This window comes from Exiguobacterium sp. AT1b (assembly GCF_000023045.1).
GTDB lineage: Bacteria > Bacillota > Bacilli > Exiguobacteriales > Exiguobacteriaceae > Exiguobacterium.
The window spans coordinates 796287-810825 of sequence record NC_012673.1; the positions used below are offsets into that span (position 1 = coordinate 796287).

General features: G+C 46.9%; 19 protein-coding genes and 1 other RNA gene. 2 read left to right on the top strand and 18 right to left on the bottom strand.

The window, feature by feature from the left end:
* Both EAT1B_RS04185 and EAT1B_RS04190 read right to left on the bottom strand, forming a co-directional pair.
* Positions 1-729: an SLATT domain-containing protein gene (locus EAT1B_RS04185; RefSeq protein WP_012726887.1), complete on the bottom strand. Its 729-nt coding sequence runs from the start codon at positions 727-729 to the stop codon at positions 1-3.
* Between the two features lie 242 nt (positions 730-971).
* A complete protein-coding gene (locus EAT1B_RS04190) occupies positions 972-1169 on the bottom strand; it encodes an NAD-dependent epimerase/dehydratase family protein (protein WP_041917920.1) in 198 nt (65 codons plus the stop codon).
* 126 nt (positions 1170-1295) lie between these two features.
* Between EAT1B_RS04190 and EAT1B_RS04195 the strand changes: the two genes are divergently transcribed.
* Positions 1296-1484, top strand: coding sequence for a hypothetical protein (locus EAT1B_RS04195; protein WP_012726888.1), 189 nt, complete (start codon positions 1296-1298; stop codon positions 1482-1484).
* Between the two features lies 1 nt (position 1485).
* Here the strand turns inward: EAT1B_RS04195 and EAT1B_RS04200 are convergent, their stop codons facing one another.
* Together EAT1B_RS04200 and EAT1B_RS04205 are read right to left on the bottom strand one after the other, a co-directional pair.
* Positions 1486-1785 carry a hypothetical protein gene (locus EAT1B_RS04200; protein ID WP_012726889.1) on the bottom strand — a complete coding sequence of 100 codons (300 nt, stop codon included), beginning with the start codon at positions 1783-1785 and terminating at the stop codon, positions 1486-1488.
* Between the two features lie 2 nt (positions 1786-1787).
* Positions 1788-1994, bottom strand: a complete 207-nt coding sequence (locus EAT1B_RS04205; RefSeq protein WP_012726890.1) for a helix-turn-helix transcriptional regulator — start codon at positions 1992-1994, stop codon at positions 1788-1790.
* Positions 1995-2169: 175 nt separating this feature from the next.
* Here EAT1B_RS04205 and EAT1B_RS04210 point away from each other — a divergent pair, with 175 nt between their 5' ends.
* Positions 2170-2670 (top strand): hypothetical protein, encoded by a 501-nt coding sequence (locus EAT1B_RS04210; protein WP_012726891.1) that lies wholly within the window; start codon positions 2170-2172, stop codon positions 2668-2670.
* Between the two features lie 184 nt (positions 2671-2854).
* Here the strand turns inward: EAT1B_RS04210 and EAT1B_RS15595 are convergent, their stop codons facing one another.
* From EAT1B_RS15595 to EAT1B_RS04275, 14 genes are all read right to left on the bottom strand, one after another.
* Positions 2855-3319 carry an N-acetyltransferase gene (locus EAT1B_RS15595; RefSeq protein WP_012726892.1) on the bottom strand — a complete coding sequence of 155 codons (465 nt, stop codon included), beginning with the start codon at positions 3317-3319 and terminating at the stop codon, positions 2855-2857.
* Positions 3320-3387: 68 nt separating this feature from the next.
* Positions 3388-3723, bottom strand: coding sequence for a hypothetical protein (locus EAT1B_RS04220; protein ID WP_012726893.1), 336 nt, complete (start codon positions 3721-3723; stop codon positions 3388-3390).
* A gap of 230 nt (positions 3724-3953) precedes the next feature.
* Positions 3954-4385 (bottom strand): hypothetical protein, encoded by a 432-nt coding sequence (locus tag EAT1B_RS04225; RefSeq protein WP_041917921.1) that lies wholly within the window; start codon positions 4383-4385, stop codon positions 3954-3956.
* A 114-nt stretch (positions 4386-4499) separates the two neighbouring features.
* The gene (locus tag EAT1B_RS04230; protein WP_012726896.1) at positions 4500-5459 is read right to left on the bottom strand and encodes an HNH endonuclease signature motif containing protein; all 960 of its coding nucleotides are present in this window, start codon (positions 5457-5459) and stop codon (positions 4500-4502) included.
* A gap of 67 nt (positions 5460-5526) precedes the next feature.
* On the bottom strand, positions 5527-6129 hold the full coding sequence (locus tag EAT1B_RS04235) for a hypothetical protein (protein ID WP_012726897.1): 603 nt from the start codon (positions 6127-6129) through the stop codon (positions 5527-5529).
* A 175-nt stretch (positions 6130-6304) separates the two neighbouring features.
* A complete protein-coding gene (locus EAT1B_RS04240; protein ID WP_012726898.1) occupies positions 6305-6448 on the bottom strand; it encodes a hypothetical protein in 144 nt (47 codons plus the stop codon).
* Between the two features lie 114 nt (positions 6449-6562).
* Positions 6563-6918: a transfer-messenger RNA gene (ssrA, locus tag EAT1B_RS15740) on the bottom strand.
* 49 nt (positions 6919-6967) lie between these two features.
* Positions 6968-7438 carry an SsrA-binding protein SmpB gene (gene smpB / locus EAT1B_RS04245; protein WP_012726899.1) on the bottom strand — a complete coding sequence of 157 codons (471 nt, stop codon included), beginning with the start codon at positions 7436-7438 and terminating at the stop codon, positions 6968-6970.
* 54 nt (positions 7439-7492) lie between these two features.
* Entirely contained in the window at positions 7493-9898 is a 2406-nt protein-coding gene (gene rnr, locus EAT1B_RS04250; protein WP_012726900.1) for a ribonuclease R, read from the bottom strand.
* Between the two features lie 15 nt (positions 9899-9913).
* Positions 9914-10654, bottom strand: a complete 741-nt coding sequence (locus EAT1B_RS04255; RefSeq protein ID WP_012726901.1) for a carboxylesterase — start codon at positions 10652-10654, stop codon at positions 9914-9916.
* 102 nt (positions 10655-10756) lie between these two features.
* Positions 10757-10981 (bottom strand): preprotein translocase subunit SecG, encoded by a 225-nt coding sequence (gene secG / locus EAT1B_RS04260; protein ID WP_012726902.1) that lies wholly within the window; start codon positions 10979-10981, stop codon positions 10757-10759.
* Between the two features lie 73 nt (positions 10982-11054).
* Positions 11055-11942: a YitT family protein gene (locus EAT1B_RS04265; protein ID WP_012726903.1), complete on the bottom strand. Its 888-nt coding sequence runs from the start codon at positions 11940-11942 to the stop codon at positions 11055-11057.
* Positions 11943-11989: 47 nt separating this feature from the next.
* Positions 11990-13330, bottom strand: coding sequence for a glycosyltransferase (locus EAT1B_RS04270; RefSeq protein WP_012726904.1), 1341 nt, complete (start codon positions 13328-13330; stop codon positions 11990-11992).
* Positions 13327-14535 carry a glycosyltransferase family 4 protein gene (locus EAT1B_RS04275; protein ID WP_041918072.1) on the bottom strand — a complete coding sequence of 403 codons (1209 nt, stop codon included), beginning with the start codon at positions 14533-14535 and terminating at the stop codon, positions 13327-13329. The genes EAT1B_RS04270 and EAT1B_RS04275 overlap by 4 nt, the downstream gene beginning before the upstream one ends.
* Positions 14536-14539: the final 4 nt, after the last annotated feature.

The window sequence follows — 14539 nt, forward strand, 5'->3', positions numbered from 1 at the left end:
TCACATCCCTTTCAACAAATTTACGCTAAAGAAAAAAACGCTAGCAATAGGAATTAAATAAATTACAGTCCATAGTAGAGCGGAAAAAATTAAGATGAAATAATATTTAATTTTATCTTTTTGAGTTGCTTTTCTCGATACTACAACTAAATATTTTAAATAATCTCTATTGAGATGATTATCGGTTTTATCTAAAACATCAATATATTCTTTTTGACAAGATTTATATAATCTCGTTGCTTCGTCAAAAGAAATATTATCATTCAGTAGAATTAATGATAAACTATTCTCAATTTCGTACATTTTCAAATGTGAATTCTTAAAAGCAATAGCTTTTTCCCTAAATCCAAAAAGCGTTATAAAAAGCGATATTCCAAAAAGAGCGATTGAAAAAAACAAATTCCAAACACCAAATAGGATCTCAGTTTTGAAAATAAGACTTAAAACAGAAATACATATTAATGAAAATGTATATAAATTAATAGTAATGATTGAATGAAAATTCAGAGAATTCAATCTTTCTTCTGCTAGGATTCTAGTTTTTCGAGTAACATAAACTCTATTGTTTTGAAAATAAGTAATGTTCTTCTTTAACTCAGTAATACTCTGATCATGCTGTATGCTCATTGCTTGACAATTATCTATCGAAGGCGTCATTACTTTATTCAACAAGTAGTTTTCAATACTTTTATTTTTGATAAATCTTTTTCTTCTAGTTATTTTTCTCATATTTCTCCTCATAAATTAATTAATATTATAGGGAGAGCCGATGTTTAGATACGAATCTACAAAATGTAGCTATGATGATACAATATGTATCATTGATTAGAGTACTCCCCTAAAGGAATCTTTTGGAAAACCAATAGACTCTCCCTTACATAATCATCCCACTTAAAAGATATTTTGACAATTTTTTTATTTAAAAAACGTTGTATAAATATCAAGTACGCACCTGAATGAGTGCAATAATCTCATTGAGAGAGTAATGCGTAGTCTACCACGTATAAAAACAAATCACACTGCCGCGTGATATGGGCCTCATCTTCTTTATTTTTCGTCGATCGCGATAACGCGATGATGTCATACTCTTCCTTCAGCTGCTCCATCACGTTCGAGCCGATATAGCCGCTCGCCCCCGCAATGACAATCGTTTTCCGTATAATGGTCACTCCCCTAATTATTCGCATAGAGGTAATGTACCCGTCTTTTTAAAAAGATAAATCAGTCTAAGTATGTAGAGCCTGCTCGACCGATTCATACTAAAATGAGAATAATTAGAAAAAGGAGGGATATTCATGGGATTTTGGTACTTTCTTTTGCTTGGGTTGGGAATTATCCTCATCGTGCGAGGGATTGCAAGTAGCGCGAAACAAGGTGGATTGATTTTAGTCGGGCTTGTGATGGTCGGGGTATCCATATTTATGTTCCAAGATGGCAGCGCGGACTTGGTCGCGAATTGGTTGGATCAAATCACCGGTCGATAAGTCATGTCCTGCGAATCACAGCAAGATAAATTGACGATCCGATGCTTTGTATGAAAAAGACAAGCATGACAAAGTAGATGAAATTATACTGATCGAAAACTTGAAAAATTGCGACGAGGGCGACACCAACATAGACACCGATTGACAACATCGAATAAGAAATCGATTTGACTTTTAAGGCGATCTGTCGCCCTCGTTCGTCTTGTGATTCGATTTTTCGTTCAAAGTTCGCCTTATAAAGTTCTGAGACAATTACACCAACAATCAAGACAAGAATTCCATACAGCAATACTTGATCCATCTTCACTCCTCCTCATATGTAAATAATGCGGGTAGTTCTTCATCGAGTACCGCCGCAATTTTGAACGCAAGGATGAGCGACGGGTTATACTTGTTTTTCTCAAGTGCAATAATCGTTTGACGACTTACTCCGACTGAATCAGCCAATTGTTGCTGGGTCCAGCCTTTCTTTGCACGACTGAGGAATATTTGATTTTTTAACGTCACCATCGCCTCCTCATTGTATTCAAGTTCAGTGTAAACTATTTTTTACTAAATGTTAAGAATATATTACATAAAAATGATTAACCAAATATACCCTTTAGTATGTGGCTATTATCTCAAGTTGAATCGTCTGAAATGACACTACATTACAACGTGACTTTTATAAGGAAGGAGCTCGACAATGAAACAGTTCAAACGAGTAGGTGTTGTGGCGTTATTCGCCTTGATTGGATTTGCTCTTTTCCATTATGCGACCGAGTCGAAGACAGGTTCCGCTGCATGGACGACGGAAGTTGCGACACATCACTTCAAAGATATCTTAGAAGCGCAGCGAGAGGCGATTGAAGCGCATACTCCTCTTGAGAATATCGAGCGAACGAAACTGTCACACGAAGATGACGTCGTCCGGCTCCTCCTCGGTCAGCGGGATTGGGTCGAGCAATTCCACTATACGATTCAGGAGGTACAAGTGGATGAAAAAGGTGGACTTCTATACGCAAATGCTTATGTGACAAGAAATCTTCAATTTGAGAGCGGTATCATGACCGGGCTTGGTGACGAGATGACGATTCAATTGAGGTCTCCGAATGAGACGATCGAAGAGGTGGAGCTCGACAATCATAGCGTGACACAATCAGATCAACCCTTTTTCAAACGCTGGATCAGTCGAGTGTTTGACTGAACAAATCCCACTTTCCAATCGGAAAGTGGGATTACTGTTAAAACGATAAATCTAAACCAGTACCATCATCAAGAAGTTCTCCGTTTTTAGCGGTATAGTCGACACAAATCTCGGCTCGCTGCAAGATGAGTGAACACCAATCCCGACAAAAGCCACTTCAAGTAACGTTTCATATCGAATCCTCTCACAACTGTTTATTCATGGCGATGGACGCTTCTTGGTATCCGAGTCGTTTATATAATCGCTGTGCGTCTGGATTCGTGCCGAATACACTTAGTCCAATGGATGTTGCGCCAAGTTCTTCTGAGGCAACTCTTTCAAGTTTCTCAAACACCGCTGTCGCATATCCTTGTCCACGGTACATCTCTTCAATCAAAATGTGATAAATGAAGATGCGGTTCGATTCAGCTTGAAACACATACCACAAAATCCCGACACGAGTGTTTCCGTTCATCACATGAACAATCGTCTGTCCTTCCCCAGGTTGATTATCCGGGAAGAGGTCCCGAATCAATTGAGTCGATTCCTCTTGCGCCAACACCATCGGAAGTTGATAGTTGCGCGCGACATCTTTTGCATAATCGTCAATCAACCAAGTCACATAATTCGCGATTTCTGATTCCGTCATCCTGTCAAAATGAATGGTCATCTGTTTACCCCTAATCGTTTTCCCTTAGTGTAACATACAATTTTTGGAATCACTGTTTCTAGTGAAGCTCAGGATTTTGTAAAATTATCGTATGTTATAGGCGTGAATTCAATTTCATATGCTTCAACAAGCGCTACTTGCAAACGCTCCGAAAGTAAGTCTCCTTCACGATTATGTTGCTCCACCTTGATTTCCCATCCTTTAGCAAGTGCATCAGTGTCCCAGTCAATCCATTCTCCGAATCGACTAACCCATTCATAGAAATCACGCTTCAATTGGTCAGAAATCGTAAACTCATTCAATTCTATATTGTATCGACAGGTCGCACACCATGTCGGGTCCGCCCCCACATCCGCCTCTATCGTAATTCTTTTCATATTTTCACAATCACAAATCCTTTTCATTCATTCGCCCCCCCAGGTTTAAGGTTAGATTCTGCATACGTATTCAAAATTAGGAGGATATCCTTTTGATTTATTCAGTCGAGAAATGTAGAGATGAAAATGGTGTGCAGATTGTCTTTCATACAATTGATGGCTTGAGTGAATTAGATGAGACTAGTTGCTTATTCCCTTATTCAGTGACACGAACTAAAGAAAACCATTGATCTAAGCGAACGAATGATTTTCTAGGTTTAATATAATGTGTCTTTAGCAACTTCATTTGTCGGATCTAGTACAAGAATTTTTTCCGCGATGGACTTTGCTTGTTCATCACTTACAATCTTTTCTGGGACGATGTTCAGAAATAACAGGTTCTCTAAGCGCTTCACATCTGCAGCATCAGTCAAATCCACGGCTCTTTGAGCATGGTATAAGGAAGAGGCATAAGCCCCTTCAATGTGGCAAAGGGGCTGTGATAGGACTTGAAAAGCCAAGTCATGTAATTTATCGTCCTCTGTGTCAAATAACAGATAGACGAGTACGGAGTAATTCGACAGATGTTCATTATCATACGCCAAAGTTAATAAATCATTTTTAAATGTTTCAAAATCAGTAGTTTGATAAATGTCTTTCACTTCCTTAAACCGGCCAGACACGATTAAAGTTTCCAAATTATTTGACATTCCTTATTCACCCACGCATTGCTCATTTTTATTTCTTTATTTACTCTCTGGAAGGTTACGGTGGCGGTTTGACCGTTCATTGATAGAGTATGCAGACACGTAGACCGACTTTTTTCATGCCTTCGGAGTCCAATTGTTTTCATAGCCATTTTGAACGGCATAGTGATACAAATGAATGAGTTTCGATTCTTTGTATGTAGACATGTGTTCTGCCGTACGCAGTTCATGATTTCGCTCTACCAAATTGTAGAGATAATCGATATTCGCTAATCGATTATCTCTACTCGTATTACATGTCGGGCATGACAGCACAAAATTCCATAAGACATCATTTTGCATATAAGACCAAGGAATGAAATGATCCACGTGAATTTGTTTAACAGGCTTTAGGCAATAGAAGCACATTGAGTGCCCGTGACTTAATAAAATTTGTTTAAACTCCTCAAGCGACTGACGGGCAGACACAAACTCCAGCTTGCTCAAAATTCGTTCCATCGCATCCTGGGAATTGTATTTTTCTAAAAAGATGGCTAACTGATAGTTTGTCACGTTCATGAGAATATGCTTATATTTTTCAAAGAAAACGACATACGCTGGAACGAGTTGAATCCACTCTTCTTTTCGATTGAAAGAGTAAATCGTTTCGTTAAAGGAGCGATAGAAAGAACCGTATACGTATTTTTTATAAAATTGATTCACGTTCCGAATCAATTGATTTTGTTGATGCTCTGGTAAGCGGTCGAAGTTCCAATCTGGCGGAATGTTGTGTTCTTTCTGAAAGGAGACCATCGCTTTTTCAACAGCGCTCTGCTTCCCCAATTGATTCATCTGTGTCAGCCCATGCTTGACGATGAGATTCCAATAGATTTTCGTCACATGTTTGGCAATCTGATGAAATGACACGACACCTGATTCATTCAATTCTGTCGTACATTCCAGTAACGCCTTCATCAATACGTGTTTGTACGTCGTCGTATGAGAAGCGTTCATCAGAAATTGTTGTGTAAAGCGCCATAGGTCTGATTCGGTTAAATACACATCTTTCGCCTCAGCGACACGTAAATTCCATCCCAACGACTCCACCTCCATCCATTACACTATTGATTATAACGAATACAGATAGGAAGTGGATCGTGGTGCTTCATACAGGAGCAGAAAACTCTCTTTTGATTTGTTCGATATCAATCATTGTCTTTTCATGAACATACTGAACGAGCGCATCATACTGTTCGACCGTATTCAGTTTTTTGAACTTCTCCACATCCCCTTCAAAGCCCGTGAAATAGTCACTTTGATACTCCGGGTTGTTGAACAGTCTCAAATATTCCATATAGTCCTTGATGGTCATTTGACTCACGATGTGAGAGAGAATGGATTCCCACTCTCTGATTCGCCCCTCATGAATTTGTTTTTTGATGACGATGTCTTGTGCTTGTTCCATTTTGATTTGTTGAATGCATTGCTCCACTTCTAGTCTATATTGGAACAACTCATCTCGATTTCGAGTGTCTAGCGTAGGCGTCACTTCGGTTAAATAATACTGATACCGTTGCTTTCGCGGATGTTTGTTCTTAGCTTGTTTAGGGCTTTGCTCCGAATCATCCGTGTTCTTCAATCGTTTCTTTAAATTGATTGATCCTAAAGCCCCCATGATTTCTTTGTTATGTTTTAATGCAAGTTTGCCTACTGTCGGACCATATTTTTTGACGCCATTCACAATCAATTCCGTCGATTTTTTAGACATGTGAACTCCTCCTTTGGTATGTATGATTACTTGACGATTTTCAAAAAACAACTCATAGTTTCTATTCAACAAAAAGATGATCAATCCCTTGATTCCCATCAAAAACCTAATGACCGGTGTCCGCTCCCCAAAAGAAAAGGATTAATGAGCAGGTACTCAATAATCCTTCACCAGATCACTTCTTCTCTTGTTGCTTCTGCAAATACGCCTCACGAAGCTGGTTCAACCGTTCCTTCTTGTTCGAGACGGTCGGCTTTTTTCCGTCTTGGTACTTCGCCGCTGCTACTTTGCTTCTCGTGTCTAATTGATATTTTCCCATGCGCTTCACCTTCCTTTCTTTATGACTTCAAGCAAAAGCAAAGACCCCCTAATCTCAATGAAATTAGAAGGTCTTCATGAAAATCATTGATCGCAGTCGTTACAGACCGCTTCAAAATGGAGACGGCGGGAGTCGAACCCGCGTCCGAAGGCATCGTAACGTATGCTTCTACGTGTGTAGTTTATCTATTGAATCTCGATGTGACACTGCCGATAAACAGGCGTTATCGCATCCAGTCTGTTTCATCTCTTCTTCGCGCCCTCAGACGGCGAGGTTGAAGCGTAGCTTGCTTAGTTTGAGACCCTGAAAGTCATCCACACAAGCGATGGATGTCAGGATCCGCAGGGCACTTAGGCTGCTGCGAGTTGTGTGTTAGTTTTGCCAGTTATAGGCGTTTGCGTTTTAACGAGGCCGACCCCTCGACACGCCACATACGACCGACCTACCCCCGTCGAATCCATAACGTCCCCGAGGTGGTAATTGGTACTCTATTTAATATACCACAATTAGGATCCGTTGTCAGTATTTTTGCCGATCGCGCATCGCACGGTCGACGTCACGCTTCGCGTCTTTCTTCTTCAAGTCCTCACGTTTGTCGTACTTCTTCTTCCCTTTTCCGACGCCGAGCAGGCACTTGGCGAACCCGTTCTTGATATACACTTTGAGCGGGATGATCGTGTAGCCGTCACGCCCTGATGCTCCAATGAGCTGATTGATTTGCTTCTTATGCAACAATAGCTTTCGGACGCGGAGTGGGTCATGGTTGAAGCGGTTCCCCTGTTCGAATGGGCTGATATGACAGTTATGAAGCGTCGCCTCGCCCCCATCGAACCGGACGTACGCATCCGCGATGTTGATCTTCGATTGACGGACCGATTTGATCTCCGTCCCTGTGAGCACCATGCCCGCCTCAATCGTATCTTCGATCGCGTAATCGAAGGACGCCTTGCGGTTTTGGGCGAGTGCGTTCGAATCTTTCTTCTTGGCCATACACATTCAGTCCTTTATCTACAAGATACGGAGGAAGGGATGAGCCCTTCCCCGTCAGCGACGTTTCTTCGCACCTCGTTTGGCGTCGCCTTTTCGTTTGTGCTTGTCTTTCTTCTTCAGGTCGAGTGCCGAACGGCCTTGGGAAGACTTCTCCCCGTCTCGTTTCGGTTTCTCACCTGGTTTGCCCGGCTTGCCAGGTCTTCCTGGTTTGCCGCGCTTCTTCTTGTCGTCCCGACCGCGACCGCCACGACGGTCTTTCTCGTCCTTCTTCGGACGACCGCCTTTCGCTTTGATCGTCGTCGGTTGGCGACGGCTTGACTGTTCCCGTTTCGGCATGCCGACGACCGTGAAGTCGATCGTCCGCTCGTCTAAGTTGACGGCATCGACTTTGACACGGACGGCGTCCCCGATGCGGAATTGACGTTTCGTCCGCTCCCCGAGGAGCATGAGCTGTGATTCGTCAAAGTGGTAGTAGTCATCCATCGACTGGAGACGGACAAGCCCTTCAATCGTATTCGGAAGTTCGATGAACATCCCGAAGTTCGTGACGCCGGCGACGACACCATCGAACTCTTCACCGAGATGGGCTTCCATGTATTCGGCTTTCTTGAGCGCCTGCGTCTCGCGCTCTGCGTCGACCGAGCGACGTTCCCGTTTCGATGCCTGTTCGGCGATCGCCCCGAGACGGTCCTCGTACTTCGCGATCGTCTTCTCCGACAAATCGTTGTTGAAGACGTACGTGCGCATGAGACGGTGGACGATCAAGTCCGGATAACGACGAATCGGTGACGTGAAGTGCGTATAGAAGTCTGTCGCGAGTCCGAAGTGACCGAGCGAGACGTCGTCATATTTCGCCTGTTGCATCGAACGAAGCATAATCGTGCTGATGACCGGCTCTTCCGGTTCTCCGTCGATCGCCTTCAAAATCTTTTGAAGCGTCTTCGGTTCGACCGTCTGCCCTTTGATGCGTTCGATGTGAACGCCAAAGTTTGCGACAAAGTCGAAGAAGAAGTCGAGCTTGTCCGGTTTCGGATTGTCGTGGACACGATAGATGAACGGCACGTCCATCTTGTGGAAGTGTTCCGCGACCGTCTCGTTGGCCGCGAGCATGAACTCTTCGATCAACTTCTCGGCGACCGAACGTGGACGAAGCACGATATCTGCCGGCTTCCCTTCCTCGTTGACGACAACCTTCGCCTCAGCGAAATCGAAGTTGATGGCACCGCGCGAGTTACGACGTTTCCGAAGGACTTCCGCGAGCTCGGCCATGAGGTCGAACTCACCGATGAACGGTTCGTACTTTTTCAATGTCTCTTCGTCATCACGTTCGATGATCTCACGGACGTTCGTATACGTCATCCGCTCCGTCGTCTTGATGACACTCGGGAACAGATCATGGCGAACGACCTTCCCGTTTTGCGGGGAGATCTCCATGACGCAGCTGAGCGTCAAGCGGTTGACGTGCGGGTTGAGGGAACAAATCCCGTTCGAGAGTCGGTGCGGCAGCATCGGAATGACACGGTCGACGAGATACACACTCGTCCCACGTTCGAACGCCTCGACGTCTAGTGGTGAGCCCTCTTTCACGTAATGCGAGACGTCAGCGATATGGACACCGAGCTCGTAGTTGCCGTTATCAAGTTTTTTGACGTGGACGGCATCGTCCAAGTCTTTCGCATCTTCACCGTCAATCGTGAAGATCGTCTCGTCACGAAGGTCGACGCGTCCGATGAAGTCTTTCTCGTCGGCCTCGTCCGGTACCGCGTTCGCCTGGGCGATCACGTCCTCCGGGAACTCCGTCGGGATGCCGTGCTTATAGACGATCGACAAGATGTCGACGCCAGGGTCGTTCTTATGCCCGATGATACGGACGACGTCACAGGCACCGGCGAAGCGTCCGTCCGGATACTTCGTGATGCGCACGACGACTTTATGTCCGTCGACGGCACCGAGTGACTTGTCCGGGTTGACGACCGGCCAGAAGTTGATGCGTTTATCATCCGGCTCGATGAAGGCGAACTGGTCGAGTCGACCGCTCGGGAGCGTATACGTCCCGACGAACTCGGAGAGTCCGCGCTTCAGTACTTTCAATAAAATCCCTTCCGTCTTGCCACGATTGTCCTCGCGTTTTTTAACGAGGATCGTATCGCCATGGTAGACGTCCTTCAGTTGGTCGGGCGGCAAGAACACGTCTTCCGCTTCCCCTTCGACCGACAAGAAGCCGAAGCCGCGCTGGTGAATCGAGATGATTCCCGCGACTTGTCCGAGCGTGGCGAGCGTCCCGTAACGGTTCGTCCGCGTCCGGCCGATGGCACCCTCTTCCTCGAGGGCATTCAATGTGCGGATGAGCTCTTTGAAGTCATCCGTCGACGCGAGCTGTAGTCGCTCGGTCAGTTGATCCACAGAGAGCGGTTTTTCGCTCGCCTGCAAGATCTCTAGTAATTGGTCACGTAAATTCAACGTGACACCTCCTTCTTAGACTGACCAGTCTAACGTTTCGAGAAAATCGAGCACGTCCTGGTGCAGTTTCTCTTTTTCTTTGTCGAGTGTGATCACGTGTCCCGAGTTCTCATAGATGAGCAACTCTTTTTGGAACGTGTTGACCGCCTCGTAAATTTGATTCGCCGATTCCGGGTCGATCATGTTGTCTTTGGCGCCTTGGACGACGAGTGTCGGGACGAAGATGTCCTCGAGCTTCGACGCCGTGTCGCGGACGAAGGCACGGAGGTCTTTCAATGTTGGCATCGGTTTGAACTCTGCCATTTCCTGCTCGATCTGTTCCGGCGACTTTTCTTCTCTACCCTTATATTCTCGGGCATATGCTTGGACTCCTTTATACAAGCGGTCCTCGGCATCGATTCCCGTCGGTGCGCACATCGGGATGACCGCCTTGACGTCTTTCTCCTCGGCGAGACGGAGCGACATCACGCCACCTAGCGAGAGTCCGCAGACGACGATTTCCTCATGGCCTTTGTCGACGAGTGTCTGGTAGGCGTCCAAGACGTCTTCCCACCAGTCTTTCGGTCCATATTGGAGTAATTCTTCCGGTGGGACGGCATGACCACGATAGATCGGTCCCATACATGTGTATCCTTCTTTTTGAAGGAAGCGACCGAGCATGCGGACATCCGCGCTCGATCCAGTGAAGCCATGTAACATCAACACGGCACGTTGTCCGCCCTCGAAGAAGAACGGTTTTGGTGCTGTCACTTTCATTTGATCTGTCATCTCCTCGTATCTACATTATTCCCAAAAAATAAATCAAAAAAACAAAAGCTGACCGCCTCACGTGAAAATCGAGAACGATCAGCCTTATCATCATAATGATGCGACTAGTAATCCTAAAATGAAAAACAAAGTGCCTAGTACAGCTGCAGTTCGGTTCAAAACAGCATCGAAGCCGCGTGCTTTCTGGCGTCCGAACAACTGCTCCGCGCCACCTGCAATCGCTCCAAGACCTTGCGACCGACCTGACATGAGCAGTACGACGACAATCAATAAGACAGCCACGACAAGTAGGCTGATTGTAGCGATCGTTTGCATAGTAGTCAGTTCCTCCTTCTATTTACACGCCTTTTATTATATAGAAGTTATCAATAAAACACCAGCATTCAAATTATCGGGACGGGTAGCTGAATCCTTCCCCGATGACTTCCTTCACCTGGTGGATGACGACGAAGGCACGGTCGTCCGTCACTTGGACGATTTTTTTGAGTGGTGCGATCTGACGTTTGTCGACGATCATATACAACATGTTCTTATCCTGCTTCGTGTAGTAACCGTGTCCATGGATGATCGTCGCCGAGCGTCCGAGCGTCTCCGTCAAGACGACGGCGAGCTCTTCTTGCTTGTCGCTGATGATCGTGACGGCCTTGCGGATGTTGAGACCTTCCGCGACGAGATCGATGACCCATGAACCGATGATGATCGCGATGAGCGTATAGAGAACGACTTGTTCCCCTAAGAAGAAGCCAGATGTCGCGACGACGATCGCATCGATGATGAACATCGAGACGGCGACACTCAAGTGGAGATAGCGTTCCATGAGACGGGCGATGATGACGCCCCCGCCGGTCGTCCCGCCGACACGGAGCACCATGCCGATTCCGACCCCGATCATGATCCCGGCATAGACGGCCGCAAGCAGTTTGTCCTCGGCAGGGCTGCCCCAGTCATGTGTCAGACTGAGGAAGAATGATGTCGCGATGACGGCGATGACCGAATAGACCATTGTCCGACGGTCGAGCAGCTTATAGCCGACGATAAAGAGAATCCCGTTCCCGATGATCGACGTGAGCCCGAGGTCCCAGCCGAACACGTAGTACAGGATGATCGTGACCCCGAGCAGGCCACCTTCCGAGAAGTCGTTCGGTACGGTGAAGTAGTTGACCCCGAACGAGAGAATGAATGAGCCCGCGATGATCCAGGCGATGTCCTTCACCGAGATGGTTTGTAGCTTGCGCCATACCTGTTGGCGCAATAGATGTTGTTGTTGACGTTTCATAAATGTCCTCCCTCCATAGAAAAAAGACCGCGGCAAAAGCCGCAGTCTTAAGATTGTACTGGCTTTGGCGCACCGTCTTTCATAATCGGCAACTTGCGCTCCGCGGCGTTCGCGTAGACGTTCAAGAGTGCCTCTTTTTCCAAATCCCAGTTATATTTCTCACGCGCGGTCTTCGTGTTCTCTTTGACACGCGCATAGAGTGCTTGGTCTTCAATCATCCGGTTGACGCCGTCCGCGATCGATTGTGGATCGTGCGAATCGACGAGCACCCCGACATCGTTCCCCGCAACGACCCGTTCGATTTCAGGGAAGTCGCATGAGACGACAGGTACTTCAGCCATCAAATACTCGAACAATTTATTCGATGAGGCCGAGTAGTGGTTGAAGCAGACGTTGTTCAATACTTGGAAGCCTAAATAGGCGTTCATCGTATAGTAAGGTAACGCTTCGACCGGTACTTTGTCAATCATCTTGACGCGGTCGCCGACCCCTTCCATCTCGATCAACTGTTGAATCGTCGGTTTAAGCTTCCCGTCCCCGATCATGACGAGCGTGCCTTCTTTGAAGTCCTTCGCCGCGAGCACGAGCTGTTCGAGACCGCGTCCCGCTTGAATGCCCCCTTGATACAAGAGGATCTTCTCGTCTTTCGGCAAATCGAGGAGTGCATGCAAGTCCTTACGGAGCGAGAAGTCGAGCGGACGGTAGAACGGATAGTTGTGGAGCACGTACGGATAGAATCCGTACAACTCTTCGTTGTGTGCTGCACGCGTATGGTTCTCGACCATCATCGTATCGACGAACGGCAAGAGCCATCCTTCAAGGTTACTCTGGATGTAGCCGTAACCCGTACGGTCCGTCTGTACCTCGTGCGAGTCGTAGACGATCCGACCTTTGTTGAACACTTTTCCAGCGAGGAGTGCCTGCGGGAGCGTGTTCAAATCGTTCGCATGGTAAAAGTCATACGATTTTTTCGTCGAAGCGAACACCATCTCGAGCATCGCACTCGCGTTGACGATTTGTTTACGCACTTGCGGCAACAAAACCGTCCCGACGGCCGCCACGAGTGCGAGCATCGTGAACGGCGCGAGTAGGAACAACCCGGCACCGACGAGTCCGGCACCGATTTGGCGGGTCCGCTTCTCACTCACCCATTGATACGTCTTCTTCGCGAACTTGAGCGCGTTGACGAGAATCGAAGGTTGACGCTTCACGCGGATGACGCGGAAGCCTTCCGGACGCATCTCTTCTTTTGGAAGCTCTTTATTTTTCGGATCTTGAAGCGCGATCAAATCGACTTCATAGCCTGCCTCGGCAAGTGCCGAGCACTCACGAAGGACGCGCGCATCATTCGTAAAATGGTTCCATACAAACATACATACTGACTTCATCGTGTTTCCTCCATCACTAACTGTTGTACGACTTGATCTAACACGTCGATATTCTCTTCCCAACATAAATTCTCTTTGACGTAACGAATCCCGTTCGCCCCGAGTGCCTCCCGTAAATCCGGTCGGTCGAGGAGCTTCCGTAGGATCCGCTCGATCTCATCGATGTCACGTTTCCGTGACACGTAGCCGACTTCCGCCGCTTCAATGACATTCGCCGCATGGCCTGACACTGCTGCGACAATCGGTTTGCCGACTGCCATATAGTCGATGAGTTTCCCAGGGATGACCGTATCGAACACTTCTTGTTCGATCAGACTGACGAATGCGACGTCTGCATTTTTAATCGCCTGGAACGCCTCTGTCCGTGGCATCGCCTCGAGGAACAAGAAGTTTTGGAAACCACGGTCTTTGATCGTCTGTTTCAACTCTTCTTTCCGATAGCCGTAGCCGATCAATTTGAAGTGGATCCGTGGCTCATCCCGGAATCGCTCGGCGAGTTCGAGTAACAACGACACATCCTGGGCAAGACCCATGTTCCCGGCGTATAAGATCTCCATCCGGTCGTCCGATGGGATCGTCCGCTCGAGTGTTCGCTCCGCTTCCCGGATCGAGTTCGGCATGTAGTGAATCTTCTCGTTCGGCACACCACGCTGACGAAGATAGCTGCGGAATCCTTCCGAGTTGATGATGACTTCATCGGCGACACGATACAGTCGTTTCTCCATCCAAAAAGCCGGCGTGAGCACCCAATCGTATTTGAAGACGCCGACCCCTTTCACCGATTCTGGCCAAAGGTCACGGACGTCCAAGATGAACGGGACACGATACTTTCGTTTCGCATAAGCACCGACAAACGCCATAAAAAAAGAAGGGGTCGTCGCAAAGACGACGTCTGGCTTCAATTCAAGCTTACGGACTTCTCGGATTCCTTTGACCATCTGTTCGAGGAATAGGAAAAGACGACTGACCATGTTAGACGTATGTTTCCGTTTCTTCGTGATGAGTCGCTTGATGAACGGTTGGTCGTTTAACTCCCGGTCGTTCCAGAAGCGGTCGTCCTGGTACATATCAAAGCTCGGGTATGAAGGAGCGGCCGTGATGACCTCGACTTCATACCCGCGCTGTTTCATCAAATGCGTAATGTTTTGCATCCGGTTGCCGGCACTGCCGATCTCCGGATAATAGTTTTGACACACCATAAGCATTGTT

Bases quoted from the DNA above. Each gene is read 5' to 3' on its own strand.
- EAT1B_RS04185 (WP_012726887.1), bottom strand. From the start codon at position 729: ATGAGAAAAATAACTAGAAGAAAAAGATTTATCAAAAATAAAAGTATT.
- EAT1B_RS04195 (WP_012726888.1), top strand. From the start codon at position 1,296: ATGGGATTTTGGTACTTTCTTTTGCTTGGGTTGGGAATTATCCTCATC.
- EAT1B_RS04200 (WP_012726889.1), bottom strand. From the start codon at position 1,785: ATGGATCAAGTATTGCTGTATGGAATTCTTGTCTTGATTGTTGGTGTA.
- EAT1B_RS04205 (WP_012726890.1), bottom strand. From the start codon at position 1,994: ATGGTGACGTTAAAAAATCAAATATTCCTCAGTCGTGCAAAGAAAGGC.
- EAT1B_RS04210 (WP_012726891.1), top strand. From the start codon at position 2,170: ATGAAACAGTTCAAACGAGTAGGTGTTGTGGCGTTATTCGCCTTGATT.
- EAT1B_RS15595 (WP_012726892.1), bottom strand. From the start codon at position 3,319: ATGACCATTCATTTTGACAGGATGACGGAATCAGAAATCGCGAATTAT.
- EAT1B_RS04220 (WP_012726893.1), bottom strand. From the start codon at position 3,723: ATGAAAAGGATTTGTGATTGTGAAAATATGAAAAGAATTACGATAGAG.
- EAT1B_RS04225 (WP_041917921.1), bottom strand. From the start codon at position 4,385: ATGTCAAATAATTTGGAAACTTTAATCGTGTCTGGCCGGTTTAAGGAA.
- EAT1B_RS04235 (WP_012726897.1), bottom strand. From the start codon at position 6,129: ATGTCTAAAAAATCGACGGAATTGATTGTGAATGGCGTCAAAAAATAT.
- EAT1B_RS04240 (WP_012726898.1), bottom strand. From the start codon at position 6,448: ATGGGAAAATATCAATTAGACACGAGAAGCAAAGTAGCAGCGGCGAAG.
- smpB (WP_012726899.1), bottom strand. From the start codon at position 7,438: ATGGCCAAGAAGAAAGATTCGAACGCACTCGCCCAAAACCGCAAGGCG.
- EAT1B_RS04255 (WP_012726901.1), bottom strand. From the start codon at position 10,654: ATGAAAGTGACAGCACCAAAACCGTTCTTCTTCGAGGGCGGACAACGT.
- secG (WP_012726902.1), bottom strand. From the start codon at position 10,981: ATGCAAACGATCGCTACAATCAGCCTACTTGTCGTGGCTGTCTTATTG.
- EAT1B_RS04265 (WP_012726903.1), bottom strand. From the start codon at position 11,942: ATGAAACGTCAACAACAACATCTATTGCGCCAACAGGTATGGCGCAAG.
- EAT1B_RS04270 (WP_012726904.1), bottom strand. From the start codon at position 13,330: ATGAAGTCAGTATGTATGTTTGTATGGAACCATTTTACGAATGATGCG.
- EAT1B_RS04275 (WP_041918072.1), bottom strand. From the start codon at position 14,535: ATGCTTATGGTGTGTCAAAACTATTATCCGGAGATCGGCAGTGCCGGC.